This is a genomic window from Streptomyces sp. NPDC047706 (genome assembly GCF_043204795.1).
Classification (GTDB): Bacteria; Actinomycetota; Actinomycetes; order Streptomycetales; family Streptomycetaceae; genus Streptomyces.
In genome coordinates this window covers 348,009-367,579 of sequence record NZ_JBIDCW010000002.1, presented here as the reverse complement: position 1 = coordinate 367,579, position 19,571 = coordinate 348,009, and the positions used below count along the sequence as shown (strand labels likewise).

General features: G+C 71.8%; 15 protein-coding genes. 7 read left to right on the top strand and 8 right to left on the bottom strand.

Annotation, left to right across the window (positions count from 1 at the left end; all coding sequences use genetic code 11):
* Positions 1–362: 362 nt before the first annotated feature.
* From ACGF8A_RS03610 to ssd, 6 genes are all read right to left on the bottom strand, one after another.
* Positions 363–749 (bottom strand): TadE family type IV pilus minor pilin, encoded by a 387-nt coding sequence (locus tag ACGF8A_RS03610; protein ID WP_393103799.1) that lies wholly within the window; start codon positions 747–749, stop codon positions 363–365.
* A complete protein-coding gene (locus tag ACGF8A_RS03605; protein ID WP_393103845.1) occupies positions 736–945 on the bottom strand; it encodes a DUF4244 domain-containing protein in 210 nt (69 codons plus the stop codon). The genes ACGF8A_RS03610 and ACGF8A_RS03605 overlap by 14 nt, the downstream gene beginning before the upstream one ends.
* A 91-nt stretch (positions 946–1,036) precedes the next feature.
* Complete coding sequence (locus ACGF8A_RS03600) at positions 1,037–1,825, bottom strand: type II secretion system F family protein (RefSeq protein ID WP_393103797.1); 789 nt, start codon at positions 1,823–1,825, stop codon at positions 1,037–1,039.
* Positions 1,822–2,685, bottom strand: coding sequence for a type II secretion system F family protein (locus ACGF8A_RS03595; protein ID WP_393103795.1), 864 nt, complete (start codon positions 2,683–2,685; stop codon positions 1,822–1,824). The genes ACGF8A_RS03600 and ACGF8A_RS03595 overlap by 4 nt, the downstream gene beginning before the upstream one ends.
* On the bottom strand, positions 2,678–3,904 hold the full coding sequence (locus ACGF8A_RS03590) for a TadA family conjugal transfer-associated ATPase (RefSeq protein WP_393103793.1): 1,227 nt from the start codon (positions 3,902–3,904) through the stop codon (positions 2,678–2,680). The genes ACGF8A_RS03595 and ACGF8A_RS03590 overlap by 8 nt, the downstream gene beginning before the upstream one ends.
* On the bottom strand, positions 3,901–5,004 hold the full coding sequence (gene ssd, locus ACGF8A_RS03585; RefSeq protein ID WP_393103791.1) for a septum site-determining protein Ssd: 1,104 nt from the start codon (positions 5,002–5,004) through the stop codon (positions 3,901–3,903). The genes ACGF8A_RS03590 and ssd overlap by 4 nt, the downstream gene beginning before the upstream one ends.
* 588 nt (positions 5,005–5,592) lie before the next feature.
* Between ssd and ACGF8A_RS03580 the strand changes: the two genes are divergently transcribed.
* Positions 5,593–6,426 (top strand): HAD family hydrolase, encoded by an 834-nt coding sequence (locus ACGF8A_RS03580; RefSeq protein WP_393103789.1) that lies wholly within the window; start codon positions 5,593–5,595, stop codon positions 6,424–6,426.
* Between the two features lie 462 nt (positions 6,427–6,888).
* Here ACGF8A_RS03580 and ACGF8A_RS03575 read toward each other — a convergent pair whose 3' ends face one another.
* A complete protein-coding gene (locus ACGF8A_RS03575; RefSeq protein ID WP_393103787.1) occupies positions 6,889–7,713 on the bottom strand; it encodes an oxidoreductase in 825 nt (274 codons plus the stop codon).
* 94 nt (positions 7,714–7,807) lie between these two features.
* Here ACGF8A_RS03575 and ACGF8A_RS03570 point away from each other — a divergent pair, with 94 nt between their 5' ends.
* Positions 7,808–8,794 (top strand): ATP-binding protein, encoded by a 987-nt coding sequence (locus ACGF8A_RS03570; protein ID WP_393103785.1) that lies wholly within the window; start codon positions 7,808–7,810, stop codon positions 8,792–8,794.
* A gap of 147 nt (positions 8,795–8,941) precedes the next feature.
* On the opposite strand, the gene ACGF8A_RS03565 is transcribed toward ACGF8A_RS03570, so the two are convergent.
* Complete coding sequence (locus tag ACGF8A_RS03565; RefSeq protein ID WP_393103783.1) at positions 8,942–10,204, bottom strand: hypothetical protein; 1,263 nt, start codon at positions 10,202–10,204, stop codon at positions 8,942–8,944.
* A 404-nt stretch (positions 10,205–10,608) separates the two neighbouring features.
* Here ACGF8A_RS03565 and ACGF8A_RS03560 point away from each other — a divergent pair, with 404 nt between their 5' ends.
* The 5 genes from ACGF8A_RS03560 to ACGF8A_RS03540 all read left to right on the top strand — a co-directional run bounded on the left by ACGF8A_RS03560 (position 10,609) and on the right by ACGF8A_RS03540 (position 19,529).
* Complete coding sequence (locus tag ACGF8A_RS03560) at positions 10,609–13,887, top strand: SulP family inorganic anion transporter (protein WP_393103781.1); 3,279 nt, start codon at positions 10,609–10,611, stop codon at positions 13,885–13,887.
* Between the two features lie 524 nt (positions 13,888–14,411).
* Positions 14,412–16,367, top strand: coding sequence for an acetate--CoA ligase (gene acs, locus ACGF8A_RS03555; protein ID WP_393103779.1), 1,956 nt, complete (start codon positions 14,412–14,414; stop codon positions 16,365–16,367).
* Positions 16,368–16,583: 216 nt separating this feature from the next.
* Entirely contained in the window at positions 16,584–18,005 is a 1,422-nt protein-coding gene (gene nhaA / locus ACGF8A_RS03550) for a Na+/H+ antiporter NhaA (RefSeq protein WP_393103777.1), read from the top strand.
* 82 nt (positions 18,006–18,087) lie between these two features.
* A complete protein-coding gene (locus tag ACGF8A_RS03545; RefSeq protein ID WP_393103775.1) occupies positions 18,088–18,594 on the top strand; it encodes a phage holin family protein in 507 nt (168 codons plus the stop codon).
* Positions 18,591–19,529 carry an alpha/beta fold hydrolase gene (locus ACGF8A_RS03540; RefSeq protein WP_393103773.1) on the top strand — a complete coding sequence of 313 codons (939 nt, stop codon included), beginning with the start codon at positions 18,591–18,593 and terminating at the stop codon, positions 19,527–19,529. Before ACGF8A_RS03545 ends, ACGF8A_RS03540 begins: the two co-directional genes overlap by 4 nt.
* Positions 19,530–19,571 lie beyond the last annotated feature (42 nt).

The following is a 19,571-nucleotide window of genomic DNA, read 5'->3' as shown; positions in this document are numbered from 1 at the left end:
TCACGGACCGGCACCGACCGTCATGGACCGGCCTCCCGCCATCCCGCCACCACAGCCCCTCAAACACCCGCCACCGCCCCTCAAAGCCCCGCGTCCCGTCCCGCCACCACCGTCCCCCTCCGCGACCACGACCGCCCCTCATGGGGCCACCAGCTCCTCTCAACGCCCCGCTTCCCGTCCCGCCACCGCCCCTACCACGGCCGCGGCCCCGCCGATGATCAGGGCGCGCCGCCCGATCCGCCCGTCCGGGCCGCCCTCACCCCCCTCCGCAACCGCCCTCACCCCTACCCGCCCCGCCTCCCCTCCCGCCACCACCACCGCCAAGCACCCGCCGCCGCCCCTCACAGAGCCGCCTCCGCCCCTCAACGACCCGCCTCCCGTCCCTCCACCACCGCCCCCTCCACGACCGCGACCGCCTCCTCCCGCAGCTCGTAGGACAGGCGTCCCAGCACCGGCGACCTGGCCACGACCGCCACCCGGACCCGGTCGCCCTCCCGGCTGAGCGCGACCTTCGCCCCGCGCGGTGCCACCTCGCGGGCGAGCTGGACGACCGCGTCGTGCGGGTCCTGCCGGGCCGCCGCGCGGGCTCCTGTCCGGGCCGCGTCCACGCACTGGATCTGCGCGGCCGCCACGAGCAGCGCCCAGACCAGCCCCATCGCGAACATCACCAGCACGGGCAGCACCAGCGCCGCCTCCGCCGTCACGAACCCCCGGTCCGCGCCCTGCCCCCGCCACCTACATCCGCGCATTGAGGGCCTCCTTGACGATGCTCTGCAGTTCCGCGCTGACCTGCCCGCTCGTCACGACCTTGTAGAGCAGCACCGCGAAGGCCGCCGCCGCGACGATTCCCACCGCGTACTCGGAGGTGACCATCCCGGCCTCCTTCCGCATGCCGCGCATCCGCCACACCAGCGCACGCACGCGTGCCTGTACCGCCTTGCACATCTCAACCCCCATGAGGTTCCGTTCCGTCTGTCCGTCCGCCAGTTGCCGTTCGTCCCTGCGCGAGCCGCGCTCGCACGCTCTCAGGCGCCCATCAGCCGCCACCCCCTCTCAGCACCCCACCCGCCAGCCCGATCACGACGGGCAGCACACCGACCGCGATGAAGGCGGGAAGGAAGCACAGCCCGACCGGTGCCGTGACCATGACCGCCGCCCGGCGTGCCCGTGCCGTGGCGCCGCGGGCCCAGTCGGCGCGGGCGTCCGCGGCGATCCGCGCGACCGGTGCGGCCGCGGGGAGCCCGGACACGCCGGCCCGTTCCAGCAGTCGCGCCAGCGCTGCCGCGCCCGGTGCGGCGGCCAGCCTGCGCCACGCCCCCGCCGGTTCACCGCCGAGCCGTACCTCCGCCGCCCCGCGCGCCAGCGCCTCCCCCACCGGACCACCCAAGGCTTCGCCCACGGCCTGCGCGGCGATCACTGGACCGGCGCCGGCCGCGATGCACGCGGCCACGAGGTCCGCGGCCAGCGGGAGTTGCCGGGCCGCCTCGCGCGAGTCGACAGCCTCGTCCGCGGCCGCGGCGGCTGTCTGCCGATCACGCCATCGCCACACCCCGACGGCGGCGGCCAGGCCCACGACGGCACCCACGCCCCCGCCGACCAGCACCCACCCGGCACCGACCACGGCGGCCGCCGGCCACCAGCGCCGTACCTCGTCCGCGACGTACCGGCGCGGCCGTGGGGCAGCGGCTTCACGGCCCAGCAGCTCGGCCATCCGCCTGCGCGCCCGGCGTTGCCGCCGTGCGCCGACCGCCCAGTGCGTGACACACGCCAGGGCTGACAAGACCCCCAGGGCCACCCCCAGCCTGTGGACAACTTCCGTACTCACGCCGCCTCGGCTCCCCTCACGATGCGCAGCGCCCACCACAGCCCCACGCCCTCCAGCACCCCGCCCACCAGCAGGCAGCCCAGGCCCGCGCCGGTGTGCAGCAGTACGTGCAGCGGGTCGGCGCCGAGCGCGGTGCCGAGGAGGATGCCGAGGGCCGGCAGCGCCGCGAGCATCACCGCCGTGGAGCGCGAACCCGCCAGCTGCGCCCGGAGCTCGGCCCGTTTGTCCCGCTCCGCCCGCAGGGCGGCCTCCAGCCGGTCGAGTCCCGACGCGAGACCCGCGCCCCGGTCGACCGCGACCCGCCAGCACGCAGCGAGTCCCAGCAGCCCCTCGGCCCCGGGCTGCCGTGCCGCCGTCGCCAGCGCTCCCGGCACGTCCCCGCCGAACCGCGCCGCCGCCAGTACCGCCGCCTGCGCCTCACCGAGCCCTCCGGAGTCCCAAGCGGCCCGTAACAGGCCCTCGCCCGGCTGCCGTCCGGCCCGCACCTCGCCCGCGAGTGCCGAGCACAGCGCGATCACCGCATCGCCTCGCCGTTCCCGCGCGCGCCGCGCCTCCCCGGCCAGCCGCACCCGCCGCAGCACCGGCATCCCGGCCGCCCCCGCGACGGCCGGCAGCACCGACGACGCCAGCACCCCGAGCACCAGCCCGGCGACCGGCGCCCACCACTCGGCCCGCAGCCGCCCACGGATCCGCCGCAACTCATCCGCCCAGCGCCGCCACGCGGGAGGACCGCTGCCCTCCACCCCGCCACCGGCCAGCAGCAGTTGCGCCCGCCGGGCCGTCCCCGAATGCCATCCGCCCATCAGCCACGCGGCCGCCCCGGCACACACCAGGGCCGCACTCATCGCCGTCTCACCCATGCCGCTCGCCCCTCATCTCGTCACTCCCGCACGGCAGTCGCTGCTCGTCCTCGACCGGCCCTGAGCCGCCACCACACAGCAGCCCCCGCAACCGCCCCCACCCCCGCTCCCGTACGAACGCCTCCGGGTCCCACCGCAAGGCCGGAACGGTCCGCACCAGTCCCGAAGGGTCACGTTCCAGCACATGCACCTCAGCGATCCGCCGTCTGCCGTTCCGGTCCCGCACCAGGTGCAGTACGACCGACAGTGCGGCCGCCAACTGGCTGTGCAGCGCGGCCCGGTCGAGACCGGCCGCCGTGCCGAGGGCCTCGAGGCGAGCGGGGACGTCGGCGGCGGCATTGGCATGGACAGTCCCGCACCCGCCCTCGTGGCCGGTGTTCAGAGCGGCCAGCAGATGCACCACCTCGGCCCCGCGCACCTCACCGACCACCAGCCGGTCGGGCCGCATCCGCAACGCCTGCCGGACCAGGTCCTCCAGAGTCACGAGTCCGGCGCCCTCCTGGTTCGCGGGCCGGGTCTCCAGACGCACCACGTGAGGATGGTCGGGGCGCAACTCCGCCGAGTCCTCGGCGAGCACGATCCGCTCGTCCGGCCCCACCAGCCCCAGCAGCGCACTCAGCAAGGTCGTCTTCCCGGTGCCCGTGCCCCCGCTGATCAGGAAGGACAGCCTCGCTTGCAGCAGCGCCCGCAGGACCCGGTCACCACCGGGCGGGACCGTGCCCGCCGCCACCAGTTCGTCGAGTGTGAACGCGCGCGGGCGTACCACTCGCAACGACAGGCTGGTGCTTCCGACGGCGACCGGCGCAAGCACGGCATGCAGCCTGGTGCCGTCCGGCAGCCGGGCGTCGACCCACGGCCGGGCGTCGTCCAGGCGCCGCCCCGCCACCGCGGCCAGTCGCTGCGCGAGGCGTCGTACGGCCGCCGCGTCGGGGAAGGTCACGGTCGTCAGTTCCAGGCCGCCGCCCCGGTCGACCCACACCCGGTCGGGCGCCGGGACCAACACGTCGGTCACCGACGGATCGGCGAGCAGTGGCTCCAGCGGCCCGCTGCCGACGAGCTCGGACCGCAACTGCTCCGCGGCGCCGAGGACTTCCGCGTCGCCCAGCACCCGGCCCTGTTCCCGCAGTGCCTGCGCCACGCGCGCGGGTGTGGGCTCGGCGCCGCTGTCGGCGAGCCACTCGCGCACGCCGTCCAGCAGGGGCCCCGTGAAGGTGCTCATGCCGCACCCGCCTCGACCAGCGCCCGCTCCCAGAACTGGGTGCAGAACCGGGCCAGGGGACCGCGCCCGCCCGCGCCGGGCGGCGTCCTGCCCTCGGCCGGTCGAAGCAGCCCGGACTCCACGGGCACCTCGCCGGCCAACGGCAGCACCAGCAGCCGGGCCACCTCGCGGTCGTCGAGGCCGGGCGCGTACGGCCCGCGTACCGCCACCCGCAGATCGCGCACGACCATGCCGGCCGCGGAGGCCACCCGTCCGGCGGCCGCGACCGCGCGCAGTTCGGCGGGGACCACCAGGAGCCCGATGTCGAGCTGGGCGAGCGCTTCCGCGCTCCCCTCGTCGATCCGCCGCGGCAGGTCGACCACGACCGCGCCACCCCGGCGGCGGGCCGCGGCCAGCACCGCCCGTACGGCCTGGGGCGGGATGGCGACACAGTCGCCGCGGTCCCAGCTGAGCACCCTCAGGGAGTGCAGCTCAGGGAGTGACTCCTCCAGGGCGCCACTGCCGACCCGGCCACGGGAGGCGGCGAAGGCCGGCCAGCGCAGGCCCTCGGCGGTCTCGCCGCCGAGGAGCACGTCGAGTCCGCCGCCCAGCGGATCGGCGTCCACGAGCAGGGTGCGCAGTCCCTCACGCGCGGAGGTCACGGCGAGCGCGCAGGCCAGCGTGGACGCACCGGCGCCACCCCGGCCGCCGATCACGCCGACGGTGAGCGCGGGCCTGCCGACGCCTTCGGCGACGTCGGCGATCCGGTCGACCAGCCACTGCTCGCCGTCGGGCAGCATCAGGACGTGGTCCGCGCCGATCTGGACTGCGCGCTTCCATACCCCGGGGTCGTCCTGGTCGCGGCCGACCAGCACCACCCCTCTTCTGCGCGCGGCCCCGCGCACCCGCCGGGCCGCGTCGTCCCCGACCAGGACCAGCGGCGCTGCCTCCCAGCCGCCGCTGCGGTCCGGCACGGTGTGGTGGACCTCCGGGGTGGCTCCGGCCGCCGCGCACAGGCGCAGCAGGTCGTCGAGCAGTTCGGCGTCCTCGGTGACGATCAGCGGTCGGCTCTGCCGCCCTCCGGCGGCGGACGGCGGATCGTGTGTGACGGTTCCGGCCACGGTTTGTTTCCCCCTTCGCTGCTTCTCCGCTTCGCTCGCGCGGCCCCTGCGGCCCCGCGATTCGCATACATGTGAAGAACCGGCAACCGGCCTCCATATGAACGGCCGACGCAATCCGGCCATGCGCGCCCGGCAATCCGATCCGGCCAGGAACTCGCCGCGAGCGGGCCGCGCAGGAATCACGGTGCAGCGATCCCGGAAATCGTGTGGATCTTGGTCGATAACTGTGGACAACCCGATGGTTGTGAATATCGCTGTCACCCATACCGGTGACTCCGCGCCATCTCCTGTGCGACTTCCGCAGAGCAGTCCGACGACTACGTACCGTGACGGTCTGCGGGCATGTCGAAGAGGCGGCCGCAGCCGCCTCGATGCGGCCCGGTGGCCGCTGAGAGAGAAAAAACCCACCCGGACATGCGACGACCCCCGCCGGGGGGGAGAGCGGGGGTCGTCCCCACGGCCGACTCGGGGGGGGAGGAGTCGGACCGGGTTAGCACGGTCGCGAACGATCCGTGACTTCCATGGTGTACCCGAGAGCCCTCTCAGGCAAACCCACACGCCACACCTTACGCCGAATGGGCTGCCCCTATGCTCTGGGGCGTGGAAAACCACTCGATGCCCCGCACAGCGGCCTTCTTTGACCTGGACAAGACAGTCATTGCGAAGTCGAGCACGCTCACCTTCAGCAAGTCGTTCTACCAGGGCGGCCTGATCAACCGCCGGGCCGTACTGCGCACCGCATACGCCCAGTTCGTCTTCCTGGCGGGGGGCTCCGACCACGAGCAGATCGAGCGCATGCGCGCGTACCTGTCCGCGCTGTGCCGCGGCTGGAACGTCCAGCAGGTCAAGGAGATCGTCGCCGAGACGCTGCACGACATCATCGATCCGATCATCTACGACGAGGCCGCGTCCCTCATCGAGGAGCACCACATCGCCGGCCGCGACGTGGTGATCGTGTCCACGTCGGGTGCGGAGGTGGTCGAGCCGATCGGCGAGCTGCTCGGCGCCGACCGCGTGGTCGCCACCCGCATGGTGGTGGGGGACGACGGCTGCTTCACGGGCGAGGTGGAGTACTACGCCTACGGCCCCACGAAGGCGGAGGCGGTCCGGGAGCTGGCAGAGTCCGAGGGGTACGACCTTTCACGCTGCTACGCGTACAGCGATTCGGCGACGGATGTTCCGATGCTGGAGTCGGTGGGCAATCCGCACGCGGTGAATCCCGATCGTGCCCTGCGCCGAGAGGCACTCGCGCGCGGGTGGCCGATTCTCGATTTCCACCGCCCGGTCAGACTCAAGCAGCGATTGCCCGCGTTCTCCGTACCGCCGCGTCCCGCCCTGGTCGCGGCGGCCGCCATAGGTGCGGCGGCGGCCACGGCCGGCCTTGTCTGGTACGCGAGTCGCCGCCGGGCAGCCACGGCCTGACCTGGCGGTTCACCCTGCCCGATCACCGCTGAAATACCGGCGCCCACCCCTTACGCCATTGAAGTCGCAAGTATTGAATTCACAAGTAAAGAAGTAAGGTGAGCACTTCCGCTTGTCACCCGCCTGGAGTACAAAGGAGACACGGCCCGCGAGACCAAGGACATCCGAGAGGATCACCCTTCACAACGCATTCGGCCCCACGGACCGCGCATGAACACCGGGCACCCACGCGACGTCGACCCGTCGATTACGGGCCAGCCGCACCAGGTGACGGGCAAAGATCCCCACCTGATGGGCACATATCGAGGACGCCTGGTAACCCGGTGCTCATGCCAGCGGCGGTACGAGAACTCGTACCGCCGCAACCCTGTTCAGGGCACCTGGCCCCGGGCCTCCCGGCGCGCGCCACACCGCGGATGACCCATGAACACCACCCGGCGCGCCTCAGAGGATCCCGACGGCCTACGCCGCCCCGCGCTGGAGCGCCTCGCACACCGCCGTCGACTCGCGCGCGCCCAGCTCGACCGCCCGGCCGCAGTGCGCGATCCACGCCGCCATGCCCTCGGGAGTTCCCGAGACATAACCCTCGAACGCCGCCACATAGGCCGCACGGCCCAGCTCGGCGTGTCCCACCTCGGCCGGACAGACCGACTTCGGGTCGAGTCCGCTGCCGACCAGGACGATCCGCTCGGCCGTGCGCGCCACCAAACCGTTGTGGGAGACGAAGGGGCGCAGGGCGAGCAGTTCCCCGTGCACGACGGCCGCCAGCACCAGGGCGGGCGCCGAACTCCCCGCGATGACCAGCTCGGACAGCCCCTCCAGACGCCCGGACACCTCGTCGGCGTCAGGGAGCGGCTGTTCGATCAGCGGTTCGCCGACCGGTTCGCCCTGCTGCCGGGGCCGCCCGACCTGGTCGGCCTTGTCCGCCGCCGCCACCAGGTGCAGACGGGCCAGCACCCGCAGCGGCGACTGCCGCCAGATGGACAGCAGCTGTCCCGCCTCCGCGGTCAGCCGGAGCGCCCCGCCCACCACCCGCGCCTCGTCGTCGCCGCTGAAGTCGGTACGCCGGCGCACCTCCTCGAGGGCCCAGTCCGCACCGGACAGCGCGGCGGAGCCACGGGCTCCGCGCAGTGCGGCCTCGGAGGTGATCTCGTTGCTGCGCCTGCGCATGATCCGGTGCCCGTAGACCCGGTCCACGGCCTTGCGCACGGATTCCACGGAATCGGCCACACCGGGGAGCAGGCCCAGGGCGGCTAGCGGATCGGCGGTCGCGCCTGTCGTACTCATGAGTACGACCCTACGCACCCACCGCGGAAACCCCACGAAGGAGTGGTCTTCTTCACGCAACGCCGGTCCCGGATTCCCGGCGCCACTACGCTTGATGAACATGAAAATTGCTTTCGTCGGCAAGGGCGGCAGCGGTAAGACGACCCTGTCCTCCCTGTTCGTCCGCCACCTCGCGGCCGCCGGCGCCCCGGTCGTCGCGATCGACGCGGACATCAACCAGCACCTCGGGCCCGCGCTCGGCCTCGACGAGACGGAGTCCGCCGGACTGCCCGCCATGGGCGACCGGCTGGCGCTCATCAAGGACTACCTGCGCGGCACCAACCCCCGCATCGCCTCAGCCGAGTCGATGATCAAGACCACACCACCCGGCGAGGGATCGCGGCTGCTGCGGGTGCGCGAGGACAACCCGGTCTACGACGCCTGCGCCCGGCCGGTGGAACTCGATGGCGGGGCCGTCCGTTTGATGGTCACCGGCCCCTTCACGGACGCGGACCTCGGGGTCGCCTGCTACCACTCCAAGACCGGAGCGGTGGAGCTCTGCCTGAACCACCTGGTGGACGGGCCCGACGAGTACGTCGTGGTGGACATGACGGCTGGTTCGGACTCCTTCGCCTCGGGCATGTTCACCCGCTTCGACATCACGTTCCTCGTCGCCGAGCCGACCCGGAAGGGAGTCTCCGTCTATCGCCAGTACAAGGAGTACGCCCGCGACTTCGGCGTCGAGCTGAAGGTCGTCGGCAACAAGGTCCAAGGCCAGGACGACCTCGACTACCTCCGCGCCGAAGTCGGGGACGACCTGCTCGTGACGGTCGGGCACTCCGACTGGGTGCGCGCCATGGAGAAGGGCCGGCCGCCCCGCTTCGAGCAGCTGGAGGAGGCCAACCGCCGCGCCCTGGACACGCTCCGGGCGACCGCCGACGCGACGTACGAACGCCGCGACTGGGAGCGCTACACCCGGCAGATGGTGCACTTCCACCTGAAGAACGCCCGGTCCTGGGCCAACGAGCGGCACGGGGCCGACCTGGCGGCCCAGGTCGACCCCGACTTCGTGCTCGGCGAAGGGGTCGTCGAACCCGCCTGACGACGCGTGACCACGCCTGACGCCGCGAGGCTGATGTCCGGCACCTGACCGCGACAGTGACGCCTGGCGCACGACGCCTGACACCTGACGGACGACGCCTGACACCTGACACCTGACGGACGACGCCTGACGGACGACGCCTTGCACCTACAGTCGGTCCGCCGGCGCCCCGGGCGCACCCTTCGGGGCCGGAGCGGGGCGGGCGGACAGGAAGGACTCCCAGCCCTTCTTCGGGGCCTCGCCGACCTTCAGCGTGCGCATCTTCGCGAGCGCCTTCGGGTCCTGGGCGTCCAGCCAGTCGACCAGCTGGCGGAACGACACGCAGCGCACCTCGGGCTTGGTGCACACCTGCTCGACGACATCCTCGATGGCACGCATGTAGGTGCCGCCGTTCCACGACTCGAAGTGGTTGCCGATGATCAGGGGCGCGCGGTTGCCGTCGTACGCCCGCTGGAAGCCCTGGAGCAGGCCGTCGCGCATCTGGTTGCCCCAGTACTCGTACTTGGCGGGATCACCCTGGGTGGTGGTGCCCGACTGGTTGACCATGAAGTTGTAGTCCATGGTCAGCTGCTCGTAGTCGTGTCCGGGGAAGGGCACCAACTGCATGGACAGATCCCACAGCCCCTCCTTCTTGCCCGGCCACACCTGGTTGTTGACGCCGCTGGTGTCGTAGCGGAAGCCCAGTGCCCGGGCGGCCTTGCGGAAATTGGCCTGACCCTCCAGGCACGGGGTGCGAGCGCCGATGAGTTCCCGGTCGTAGTCGAAGGGCAGCGGTGCGGCCTTGGTCATGCCGCTGTTGGTCTTCCAGGACTTGACGAACTGCTTGGCCTGGGCGATCTCGTCCTTCCACTCCTCCACCGACCACTGGCCGACACCGCCCTCGGTGCCACAGAAGTGGCCGTTGAAGTGGGTGCCGATCTCGTTGCCCTCCAGCCACGCCAGCCGCAACTGCTTCACGGTGTCGGCGATGCCCTGCCGGTCGTTGAATCCGATGTCGGAGCGGCCCGGTGAGTGCTGCGGGGGTTTGTAGAGGTCACGCTTGTCCTCGGGCAGCAGGTACACACCGCTGAGGAAGTACGTCATCGTGGCGTTGTTGGCCTTGGCCACCTCGCGGAAGTGCGAGAACAGCCGCTGGCTGTCCTCGCCCGCGCCGTCCCAGGAGAAGACCACGAACTGGGGCGGCCTCTGACCGGGCTTCAGCCGTTCCGGGCGGGGCAGATGGGGCTGCGCACCGGTGAACGCGGTGGAGCCGTCTCCGATCAGCCGGACCGCGCTCTTGGGCGCAGGCGCGCCCTGCGGCCCGGAAGTCCCTCCCTCCGCACGCTCGGAGCCGGTCCCGCAGCCGGCGAGTGACAGGGCACAGACCGCGGCGCCCATGGCGCCCGCGGCGATCCTCCGGGTGGCGGCCATCCCGCCCACCTTCCTTCTCCAGTCGATGAGTCGGCAGCGCCGTCACGGTGGCACGGCACGGAGAAGGAATTAGTACGACAAGCCGATGAAATGCTCACATCACTCACCGGAGTGATTGATTAACCCATTTGCCCGGAAAATCCATGCTCTACCTTTACTCTGGATTACGATTCGTTTACTGAAAGTTGCTGATCCCGCCACTGCACGCCGTGACCCACGGCCGCGACCCACCCCGCCCCGGCGGGGACCACCAGTTACCGCGACCGCGCTGCCCCGGAGGAGACGGGAAAATGTCAGCCTGCGTCCCCACTCGTGCCCCCGACCCGCACCGACCGAACGAAGCCCATCAACCCCACAGTCCGCCACCGGCCCGGCGCCGCAGGTTCCGCATCGCCGGAGCCGACGTGTCGGCGTCCATCTCCGTCTTCCTGATCGCGCTGCCGCTGTCCCTTGGCATCGCCCTCGCCACCGGCGCGCCGCTGCAGGCCGGGCTCGTCGCCGCGGCCGTGGGCGGTCTGGTCGCCGGACGGCTCGGCGGCTCCCCGCTCCAGGTGAGCGGCCCGGCGGCCGGCCTCACGGTCGTCACCGCCGACCTCATCCACCGCTACGGATGGCGTACGACCTGCGCCATCACCGTCCTCGCCGGGCTCGCCCAACTCGGCCTGGGCTGCCTGCGCGTGGCCCGCTCCGCGCTGGCCGTCAGCCCCGCGATCGTGCACGGCATGCTGGCCGGCATCGGCGTCACCATCGCCGTCGCCCAGCTGCACATCGTGCTCGGTGGCACCCCGCAGAGCGCCGTCCTGGACAATCTGCGCGCGCTGCCCGCACAACTCGCCCAGCTGCATCCGGCCGCCATCACGACAAGCGCGCTCACGCTGGCGCTGCTGCTGGCCTGGCCCCGGCTGCCCGGCCGGGCAGGCAGCCTGCTACGCAAGGCACCGGCCGCACTCGTCGCCGTCGCCGGGGCCACCGCGGCCGCCTCGCTGGCCGGACTCACCCTGCCCAAGGTGGAGCTGCCCAACTGGAGCAGCCACGCCTTGGCCGGACTGCCCGAGGGCCCGGCGCTGGGCCTGGTCGCAGCGGTGCTCACCACCACGCTGGTGTGCAGCGTGCAGTCACTGCTCGGCGCCGTCGCCGTCGACAAGATGGCCGCCGCCCGGCCCGGCCGTGCCACCCGTGTCCCCCGCTCCGACCTGGACCGTGAGCTGCTCGGTCAAGGCGCGGCCAACATCGTCTCCGGCGGACTCGGCGGGCTGCCGGTCGCGGGCGTGGCCGTGCGCAGCACCGCGAATGTGCACGCCGGTGCCGTGAGCCGGAACTCCACGATGCTGCACGGCGTTCTCGTAGTGATCGCCACCCTGCTGATGGTCCCGATCCTGGAGCTCATCCCGCTCGCCGCGCTCGCGGCCCTGGTGATGGCCGTCGGCATCCAGATGGTGTCCCTGAACCACATCCGCACGGTGACCCGCCACCGTGAGGTGCTGGTGTACGTGGTCACCACCCTCGGTGTGGTGCTCATGGGCGTCCTGGAAGGCGTCGCGCTCGGGATCGCCGTTGCCGTCGGCGTCGCCCTGCACCGCCTCACCCGCACCCGGATCACCCATGAAGTGACGGAAGGAGTCCATCACGTACAAGTCAGAGGGCAGCTGACCTTCCTCGCGGTGCCGCGCCTGAGCCGGGCCCTGCATCTCGTGCCGCAAGGGGCCGACGTTCTCGTCGAGCTGGACGGTTCCTTCATGGACCACGCGGCGTACGAGACGCTGCAGGACTGGCAGAACACCCACACCGCGACGGACGGCACCGTCGAGCTGATCGGCCGCCGCGCCGGCGTCCGTATCGCCGAGCCCATGAACTTCCCCGGCCACTCGGGGGAGACCGGGACCGACGAGCCGGACGCGTCCGCCGGTTGCCGCTGCAGCCCTTGGACGCCATGGCGCAACCACCAGTGCGAGGTGCAGCAGACGCCGCCCCCGACGGCACCGGGGGCGGCGGGGCGGTACGCGGAGCCGGGCGCATCCGGTGGTCCGGCGAGCACTTCGGGCGCCGGGAGCTCTGTGGACGCGGTGAGCGCAGCGGGCTCGGCGGGGACCATGGGCTCGGTAGGGGCTGAGGGCTCAGTGAGCGCCTTGGACGTGAAGAGCTCCGTGGGCCTTCAGGTGTCCGCCGGTTCAAAGAACCCCAAGGGCTTCGTGGGATGGAAGGATTCCGCGAGCACGACGGGCGCAAAGGGCCTCGTGGCCCCCCAGGGCTCCACCGGCTCCCAGCGTCCCAAGAGCTTCGTGGGATGGAAGGATTCCGCGAGCCTGGAGGGCCTGGAGGGCCTCGAGGTCTCCGTGGGGTGGAACGGTTTCGTGAGCCCGGCGGACTCCGCCGGCCCATGCGGCTCCCGTGGACCGACGGGCTCGGAGGCAGCGCAGGGCTACGCAAGGCCGTCCGGATCCCAGGGCACGAATGGCCCGGCGGACCGGCCGAGCTTCGCAAGCCCGCAGGGTTCGTACGGCACAGCCGACTGCAACGGCTCCACCGGTTACGACCGTTCGGACGGCTCCGCCCACCGTGAGCCCCCCGGTCGCCGGAACGCCCTGGGCCACCCGGCCGGCTCCGGCAGTCCGGGCGCCCTCGACCGTCCGATCGGCCACGACCACCTGTACGACCGCCCCGGCGACCACGGCCAGGCGAACACCCCCGGCCGCCGCAACGACCCCACCTCCTCGTTCGCCCCCCTCACCTCCCCCCACCCCATCACCACAGGCAACCCCCAGGCCCCCACCACCTCCTGCACCGCCACGTCGGCGCTCACCACCGGGGACGCCCCCGCCCCCACCCCCCACTCCAGCGCCCCCTACACCCCCACCGGCACACCCAACCCCACGCCCGATCTCAACCTCCCTCCCCATCTCACCCCCCCTCCCCATCACAGCCCCAAGCCCGATCTGACCCCCAAACCCGCTCTCAACCCCACGCCCGATCTCAACCCCACGCCCCATCCCGACCCCACCCCCACCGACACCGTCGGCAACCACCAACTGGCCCGGGGAATCAGCGCCTTCCAGCGCAACACGGCCCCGCTGGTCAGAGGCGAACTCGCGCGGCTGGCCCGCGAGGGGCAGCGTCCCGATCAGCTGTTCCTCACCTGCGCCGACTCCCGCCTGGTCACCTCGATGATCACCTCCAGTGGTCCGGGCGACCTGTTCGTGGTGCGCAACGTAGGCAACCTGGTGCCCCGGCCGGGGGAGGAGAGCGGCGACGACTCGGTGGCGGCGGCGATCGAGTACGCGGTGGAGGTGCTGAGGGTGCGCTCCATCACCGTGTGCGGCCACTCGGGCTGCGGAGCCATGCAGGCGCTGCTCAACTCCGAGCCCGGCAGTGCCCGCACGCCGCTGAGGCGCTGGCTGCGGCACGGGCTGCCCAGCCTGGAGCGCATCGCCGGCGACGGCCGGCCCCGGCCCCGGCTGGCCGGACGGCCACCCGCGGACGTGACCGAGCAGCTGTGCCTGACCAACGTCGTGCAGCAGCTGGAGCACCTGCGCGCTCACGAGTCGGTCTCCCGGGCGCTGCGTGAGGGCGCGTTGGAGCTGCACGGGATGTACTTCCATGTCGGCGAGGCACAGTCGTACCTGCTCACAGAGACGGCTGAGGATCTCGTGTTCGACACGGTCCGTGCGGCGGGCCTGTCCGCGTGAGCCGGCACCCGGACCGCCCGTTCGTGACCCGTTCACGAACGGGCGGTCCGGGATGTGAGGGGAGTTACACGGCTGAACCTGTTCCGGCCGCCGTCCGTGGGAACGGATGACCGGACGTCGGGACGGGACGACCGGGCATCGGGAAGGGACGGCGAGGCATCGGGAAGGGACGGCGAGGCATCGGGGAACGGATCACCGGACGACGGGACGACCCGGCATCCGGAAACGGACGGACGGCCCGCCGGCCGGCCGGGCATCGGGAAGGCCTGCCGGTCCTCGTCCCCGTTCCGGCGCGCCCCCGCCCCGCCCGCCCCGACCGCACATGCCTGCCCCGCCCGGTCATGGCACGCCCCCGACCGCACATGCCTGCCCCGCCCGGTCATGGCACGCCCCCGCCCGGGCATGCCATGACCACGCCCACCCACAGGTCTAAACCAATATTCCGTCGACCCTTGTCATCGGGCCACCAGGTCTGATGAGCTGTGGCCTGGGACACAACGGACACCCTTCGAGAGGGAGATGTCGTGAGCAACGAGAGCCTGGCCAACCTGCTCAAAGAGGAGCGCAGGTTCGCGCCACCCGCCGACCTGGCCGCCCACGCCAATGTCACGGCGGAGGCGTACGAACAGGCCAAGGCTGACAGGCTCGGCTTCTGGGCCGAGCAGGCCCGCCGGCTGACCTGGGCCAAGGAGCCGACGGAGACGCTGGACTGGTCGAACCCGCCGTTCGCGAAGTGGTTCAAGGACGGCGAGCTCAACGTCGCGTACAACTGCGTGGACCGGCATGTCGAGGCCGGGCACGGCGACCGCGTGGCCATCCACTTCGAGGGCGAGCCCGGCGACAGCCGCGCCCTCACCTACGCCGAGCTCAAGGACGAGGTCTCCAAGGCCGCCAACGCCCTGCTGGAACTGGGCGTGCGCAAGGGCGACCGGGTCGCCGTCTACATGCCGATGATCCCCGAGACCGCGGTCGCGATGCTGGCCTGCGCCCGGATCGGCGCCGCGCACTCCGTGGTCTTCGGCGGCTTCTCGGCCGACGCGCTCGCGACCCGTATCCAGGACGCGGACGCCAAGGTAGTCGTCACCTCCGACGGCGGCTACCGGCGTGGCAAGCCGTCCGCGCTGAAGCCGGCCGTGGACGAGGCGGCCGAGAAGGCGGGCAACGTCGAGCACGTCCTCGTCGTGCGCCGCACCGGCCAGGAGGTCGCCTGGACCGAGGGCCGGGACGTGTGGTGGCACGAGCTCGTCGAGCGTCAGTCCCCCGAGCACACGCCGGAGGCGTTCGAGGCGGAGCACCCGCTGTTCATCCTCTACACCTCGGGCACCACGGGCAAGCCCAAGGGCATCCTGCACACCTCCGGCGGCTACCTCACCCAGACGTCGTACACCCACCACGCGGTCTTCGACCTCAAACCGGAGAGCGACGTGTACTGGTGCACGGCCGACGTCGGCTGGGTGACCGGGCACTCCTACATCGTGTACGGGCCGCTCGCGAACGGCGCGACCCAGGTGATGTACGAGGGCACCCCGGACACGCCGCACCAGGGCCGCTTCTGGGAGATCGTGCAGAAGTACAAGGTCACGATCCTCTACACCGCGCCCACCGCGATCCGGACGTTCATGAAGTGGGGCGACGACATCCCCGCGAAGTTCGACCTCTCCAGCCTGCGGGTGCTGGGCTCGGTCGGTGAGCCGATCAACCCCGAGGCCTGGATCTGGTACCGCAAGCACATCGGCGGCGACCGCACCCCGATCGTGGACACCTGGTGGCAGACCGAGACGGGCGCCATGATGATCTCGCCGCTGCCCGGCGTCACCGAGACCAAGCCCGGCTCGGCGCAGACCCCGCTGCCCGGCATCGCCGCCACCGTCGTGGACGACGAGGCGAACGAGGTGCCCGACGGCGGCGGTGGCTACCTGGTCCTCACCGAGCCGTGGCCGTCGATGCTGCGCACGATCTGGGGCGACGACCAGCGGTTCCTCGACACGTACTGGTCGCGTTTCGAGGGCAGGTACTTCGCCGGTGACGGGGCGAAGAAGGACGACGACGGTGACATCTGGCTGCTGGGCCGCGTCGACGACGTGATGCTCGTCTCCGGGCACAACATCTCCACCACCGAGGTCGAGTCCGCCCTCGTCTCCCACCCCGCCGTCGCCGAGGCGGCCGTGGTGGGGGCGGCGGACGAGACGACCGGCCAGGCGATCGTCGCCTTCGTGATCCTGCGGGGTACGGCGGCGGAGACCGAGGGCCTGGTCGCCGAGTTGCGGAGCCACGTCGGCGCCACCCTCGGCCCGATCGCCAAGCCCAAGCGGATCCTGCCGGTGGCGGAGCTTCCGAAGACCCGCTCCGGCAAGATCATGCGCCGCCTGCTGCGCGACGTCGCGGAGAACCGTCAGCTGGGTGACGTCACCACGCTGACCGACTCCACGGTCATGGATCTCATCCAGGCGAAGCTCCCGGCGGCGTCCAGCGAGGACTGAGTCGGGCCGGAAAGGGGCACTCGGCACGACTGACGCCGGTGGCGGGCGGCAGTCGTGCCGAGTGCCCCTTTTGCCCGTACCGTGAAGATCACCTGACCGGCCCGCCGCATCTTAGGTAAGCTAAGAAACGCGTCAACAACGCGACAAGGGTCAAAGGTGCGCCGGGAAGTCTGGTCGGCATGTAGTTCGTGCTGCCCACCGACCGGAGGTCTTCCCGTGACCGTTCCCCGCCCCGCCCGCAAGGTTTTCACCCGGCTGTCCCTGCCCGAGCGAAACTTCGTCGCGGACGCGCTGCGCACCGAGACGGTCGGCGGTGTGCTGCTGCTCGTCGCCGCGGTCATCGCCCTGATCTGGGCGAACCTGCCCGCGCTCGGGAACAGCTACGAAACCGTCGCGGACTTCCACATAGGCCCGGCCGCCCTCGGCCTCGACCTCTCGATCGCGCACTGGGCCGCGGACGGCCTGCTCGCGATCTTCTTCTTCGTCGCCGGCATCGAACTCAAGCGTGAGCTGGTCGCCGGTGATCTGCGGGACCCCAGGGCGGCCGTCCTGCCGGTGGTCGCCGCCCTGTGCGGGATGGCCGTACCGGCGCTGGTCTACACCCTCACCAGCGGACTCGGCGGTGGCTCCCTGGCCGGCTGGGCCGTGCCCACCGCCACGGATATCGCCTTCGCGCTCGCCGTGCTCGCGGTCATCGGTACGTCGCTGCCGAGCGCCCTGCGTGCCTTCCTGCTGACGCTCGCCGTGGTGGACGACCTGTTCGCGATCCTGATCATCGCGATCTTCTTCACCAGTTCGATCAACTTCGCCGCCCTCGGCGGCGCCGTCGTCGGACTCGGCGTCTTCTGGCTGCTGCTCCGCAAGGGCGTACGCGGCTGGTACATCTACGTCCCGCTGGCCCTGGTCGTCTGGGCGCTGATGTACAACAGCGGCGTGCACGCCACGATCGCCGGCGTCGCCATGGGCCTGATGCTGCGCTGCTCCACCCACAAGGGTGAGGATCACTCCCCCGGCGAGCACATCGAACACCTCGTGCGCCCGATCTCCGCCGGCCTCGCCGTGCCGCTGTTCGCCCTGTTCAGCGCGGGCGTCGCGGTCTCCGGCAGCGTCCTCGGGGACGTGTTCACCAAGCCGGAGACGCTGGGCGTGGTCCTCGGTCTGGTCGTCGGCAAGATGGCCGGCATCTTCGGCGGCACCTGGCTGACCGCCCGCTTCACCCGGGCTTCCCTCAGCGACGACCTGGAGTGGGCGGACGTCTTCGCGGTCGCCTCGCTGGCCGGCATCGGCTTCACCGTGTCGCTGCTCATCGGCGAGCTCGCGTTCGAGGGCGACGCGGCGATGACGGACGAGATCAAGGCGGCCGTACTGGCCGGCTCGCTGACGGCGGCCCTGATCGCGACGGTGCTGCTGAAGATACGGAACGCCAAGTACCGCAGGCTGTGCGAGGCCGAGGACCGCGACGACGACCTCGACGGCATCCCCGACATCTACGAGGAGGGCGACCCGGCGTACCACCTGAGGATGGCGGAGATCTACGACCACAAGGCCGCCGAGCACCGCCGGCTCGCCGAAGTCAGGGCGGCCGAGCTCGCGGAAGTGGGCGGCGGGGCAGGCGACGAGGGCGACGGTCCGGCATGATCTGACGGGACGGTACAAAAGACGGGACCGTGCACAGTCCGACACGGACGGACCCCGTAGTACGGAGAAGAGGGAGACCGCGATGAGCGCACCCGACGGCAGCCCGGTCGGCGCCGAACGCAGCATCGGCCAGCTGTTCGCCTCGGCGACGGCCGACATGTCGGCACTGGTGCACGACGAGATCGCGCTGGCCAAGGCCCAGCTGAGGCAGGACGTCAAGCGCGGTGCGACGAGCGGCGGCGCGTTCATGGTGGCGGGCGGGGTGCTCCTTTTCTCCCTGCCTATGCTCAACTTCGCCCTGGCGTACGGCATCCACACCTGGACCGACTGGAACCTGGCGCTCTGCTTCCTGCTGTCCTTCGCCGCGAACGTTCTGATCGCCGTCGTTCTGGCGCTGATCGGCTTGGTCTTCGCGAAGAAGGCCAAGAAGAGCAAGGGCCCGCAGAAGGTGGCCGCGTCGGTGAAGGAGTCGGCGGGCGTCCTGCAGAAGGCCAAGCCCCATCCGCGCCCGGAGCGGCCCGCGCTGACCGAGCTTCCGCGGGACCGCGCCCCGGAGGCCATCGAGGCTGTGGCACGCTCGTCGTCATGACGGAACCCGACATCCCTTCGGCGCAGCCCGGCTCGGTCGTCCGGCCCGACGGCCCCTGGACGCACCGGGACGTGGCGGCCAACGGCGCGCGCTTCCACATCGCGGAGCTGGGAGACGGGCCGCTGGTGATGCTGGTGCACGGCTTCCCGCAGTTCTGGTGGACCTGGCGCCACCAGCTGGTCGCGCTCGCCGACGCCGGGTTCCGGGCCGTCGCCATGGACCTGCGGGGCGTCGGCGGCAGCGACCGCACGCCCCGCGGCTACGACCCGGCCAACCTCGCCCTCGACATCACCGGCGTGGTCCGCTCGCTCGGCGAGCCGGACGCGGCGCTCGTGGGGCACGACCTCGGCGGTTATCTGGCGTGGACGGCGGCGGTGATGCGGCCCAAGCTGGTGCGCCGCCTGGCGGTGGCGTCGATGCCCCACCCCCGGCGCTGGCGTTCGGCGATGCTCGCCGACATGCGGCAGACGGCGGCCAGTTCGCACATCTGGGGGTTCCAGCGGCCGTGGATCCCCGAGCGGCAGCTCGTCGCGGACGACGGGGCCCTGGTGGGCCGGCTGATCCGGGACTGGGCCGGGCCGCGGGTGCCGGAGGACGAGGCGGTGGACACGTACCGGCGTGCGATGTGCATCCCGTCGACGGCGCACTGCTCCGTCGAGCCGTACCGCTGGCTGGTCCGCTCCCTGGCACGCCCCGACGGCATCCAGTTCAACCGCCGGATGAAGCGGCCCGTCCGCGTGCCGACCCTGCATCTGCACGGCTCCCTGGATCCGGTGATGCGCACCCGCAGCGCGGCGGGCTCCGGCGAGTACGTCGAAGCGCCGTACCGCTGGCGCCTGTTCGACGGCCTCGGCCACTTCCCGCACGAGGAGGACCCGGTGGCCTTCTCCCACGAGCTGATCGGCTGGCTGAAGGACCCCGAGCCGGACCGCTGAGCCTGGGGGCGCGGCCCCTTGACGGCCTGAACCCTGATCGGA

What these genes read in the sequence shown, in the direction of transcription:
- ACGF8A_RS03590 (WP_393103793.1), bottom strand. Translation starts at nt 3,904, where the DNA reads ATGAGCACCTTCACGGGGCCCCTGCTGGACGGCGTGCGCGAGTGGCTC.
- ACGF8A_RS03595 (WP_393103795.1), bottom strand. Translation starts at nt 2,685, where the DNA reads ATGGGTGAGACGGCGATGAGTGCGGCCCTGGTGTGTGCCGGGGCGGCC.
- ACGF8A_RS03565 (WP_393103783.1), bottom strand. Translation starts at nt 10,204, where the DNA reads ATGGCCGCCACCCGGAGGATCGCCGCGGGCGCCATGGGCGCCGCGGTC.
- ACGF8A_RS03545 (WP_393103775.1), top strand. Translation starts at nt 18,088, where the DNA reads ATGAGCGCACCCGACGGCAGCCCGGTCGGCGCCGAACGCAGCATCGGC.
- ACGF8A_RS03540 (WP_393103773.1), top strand. Translation starts at nt 18,591, where the DNA reads ATGACGGAACCCGACATCCCTTCGGCGCAGCCCGGCTCGGTCGTCCGG.
- ACGF8A_RS03580 (WP_393103789.1), top strand. Translation starts at nt 5,593, where the DNA reads ATGCTCTGGGGCGTGGAAAACCACTCGATGCCCCGCACAGCGGCCTTC.
- ACGF8A_RS03605 (WP_393103845.1), bottom strand. Translation starts at nt 945, where the DNA reads ATGTGCAAGGCGGTACAGGCACGCGTGCGTGCGCTGGTGTGGCGGATG.
- ACGF8A_RS03570 (WP_393103785.1), top strand. Translation starts at nt 7,808, where the DNA reads ATGAACATGAAAATTGCTTTCGTCGGCAAGGGCGGCAGCGGTAAGACG.
- ACGF8A_RS03575 (WP_393103787.1), bottom strand. Translation starts at nt 7,713, where the DNA reads ATGAGTACGACAGGCGCGACCGCCGATCCGCTAGCCGCCCTGGGCCTG.
- ACGF8A_RS03610 (WP_393103799.1), bottom strand. Translation starts at nt 749, where the DNA reads ATGCGCGGATGTAGGTGGCGGGGGCAGGGCGCGGACCGGGGGTTCGTG.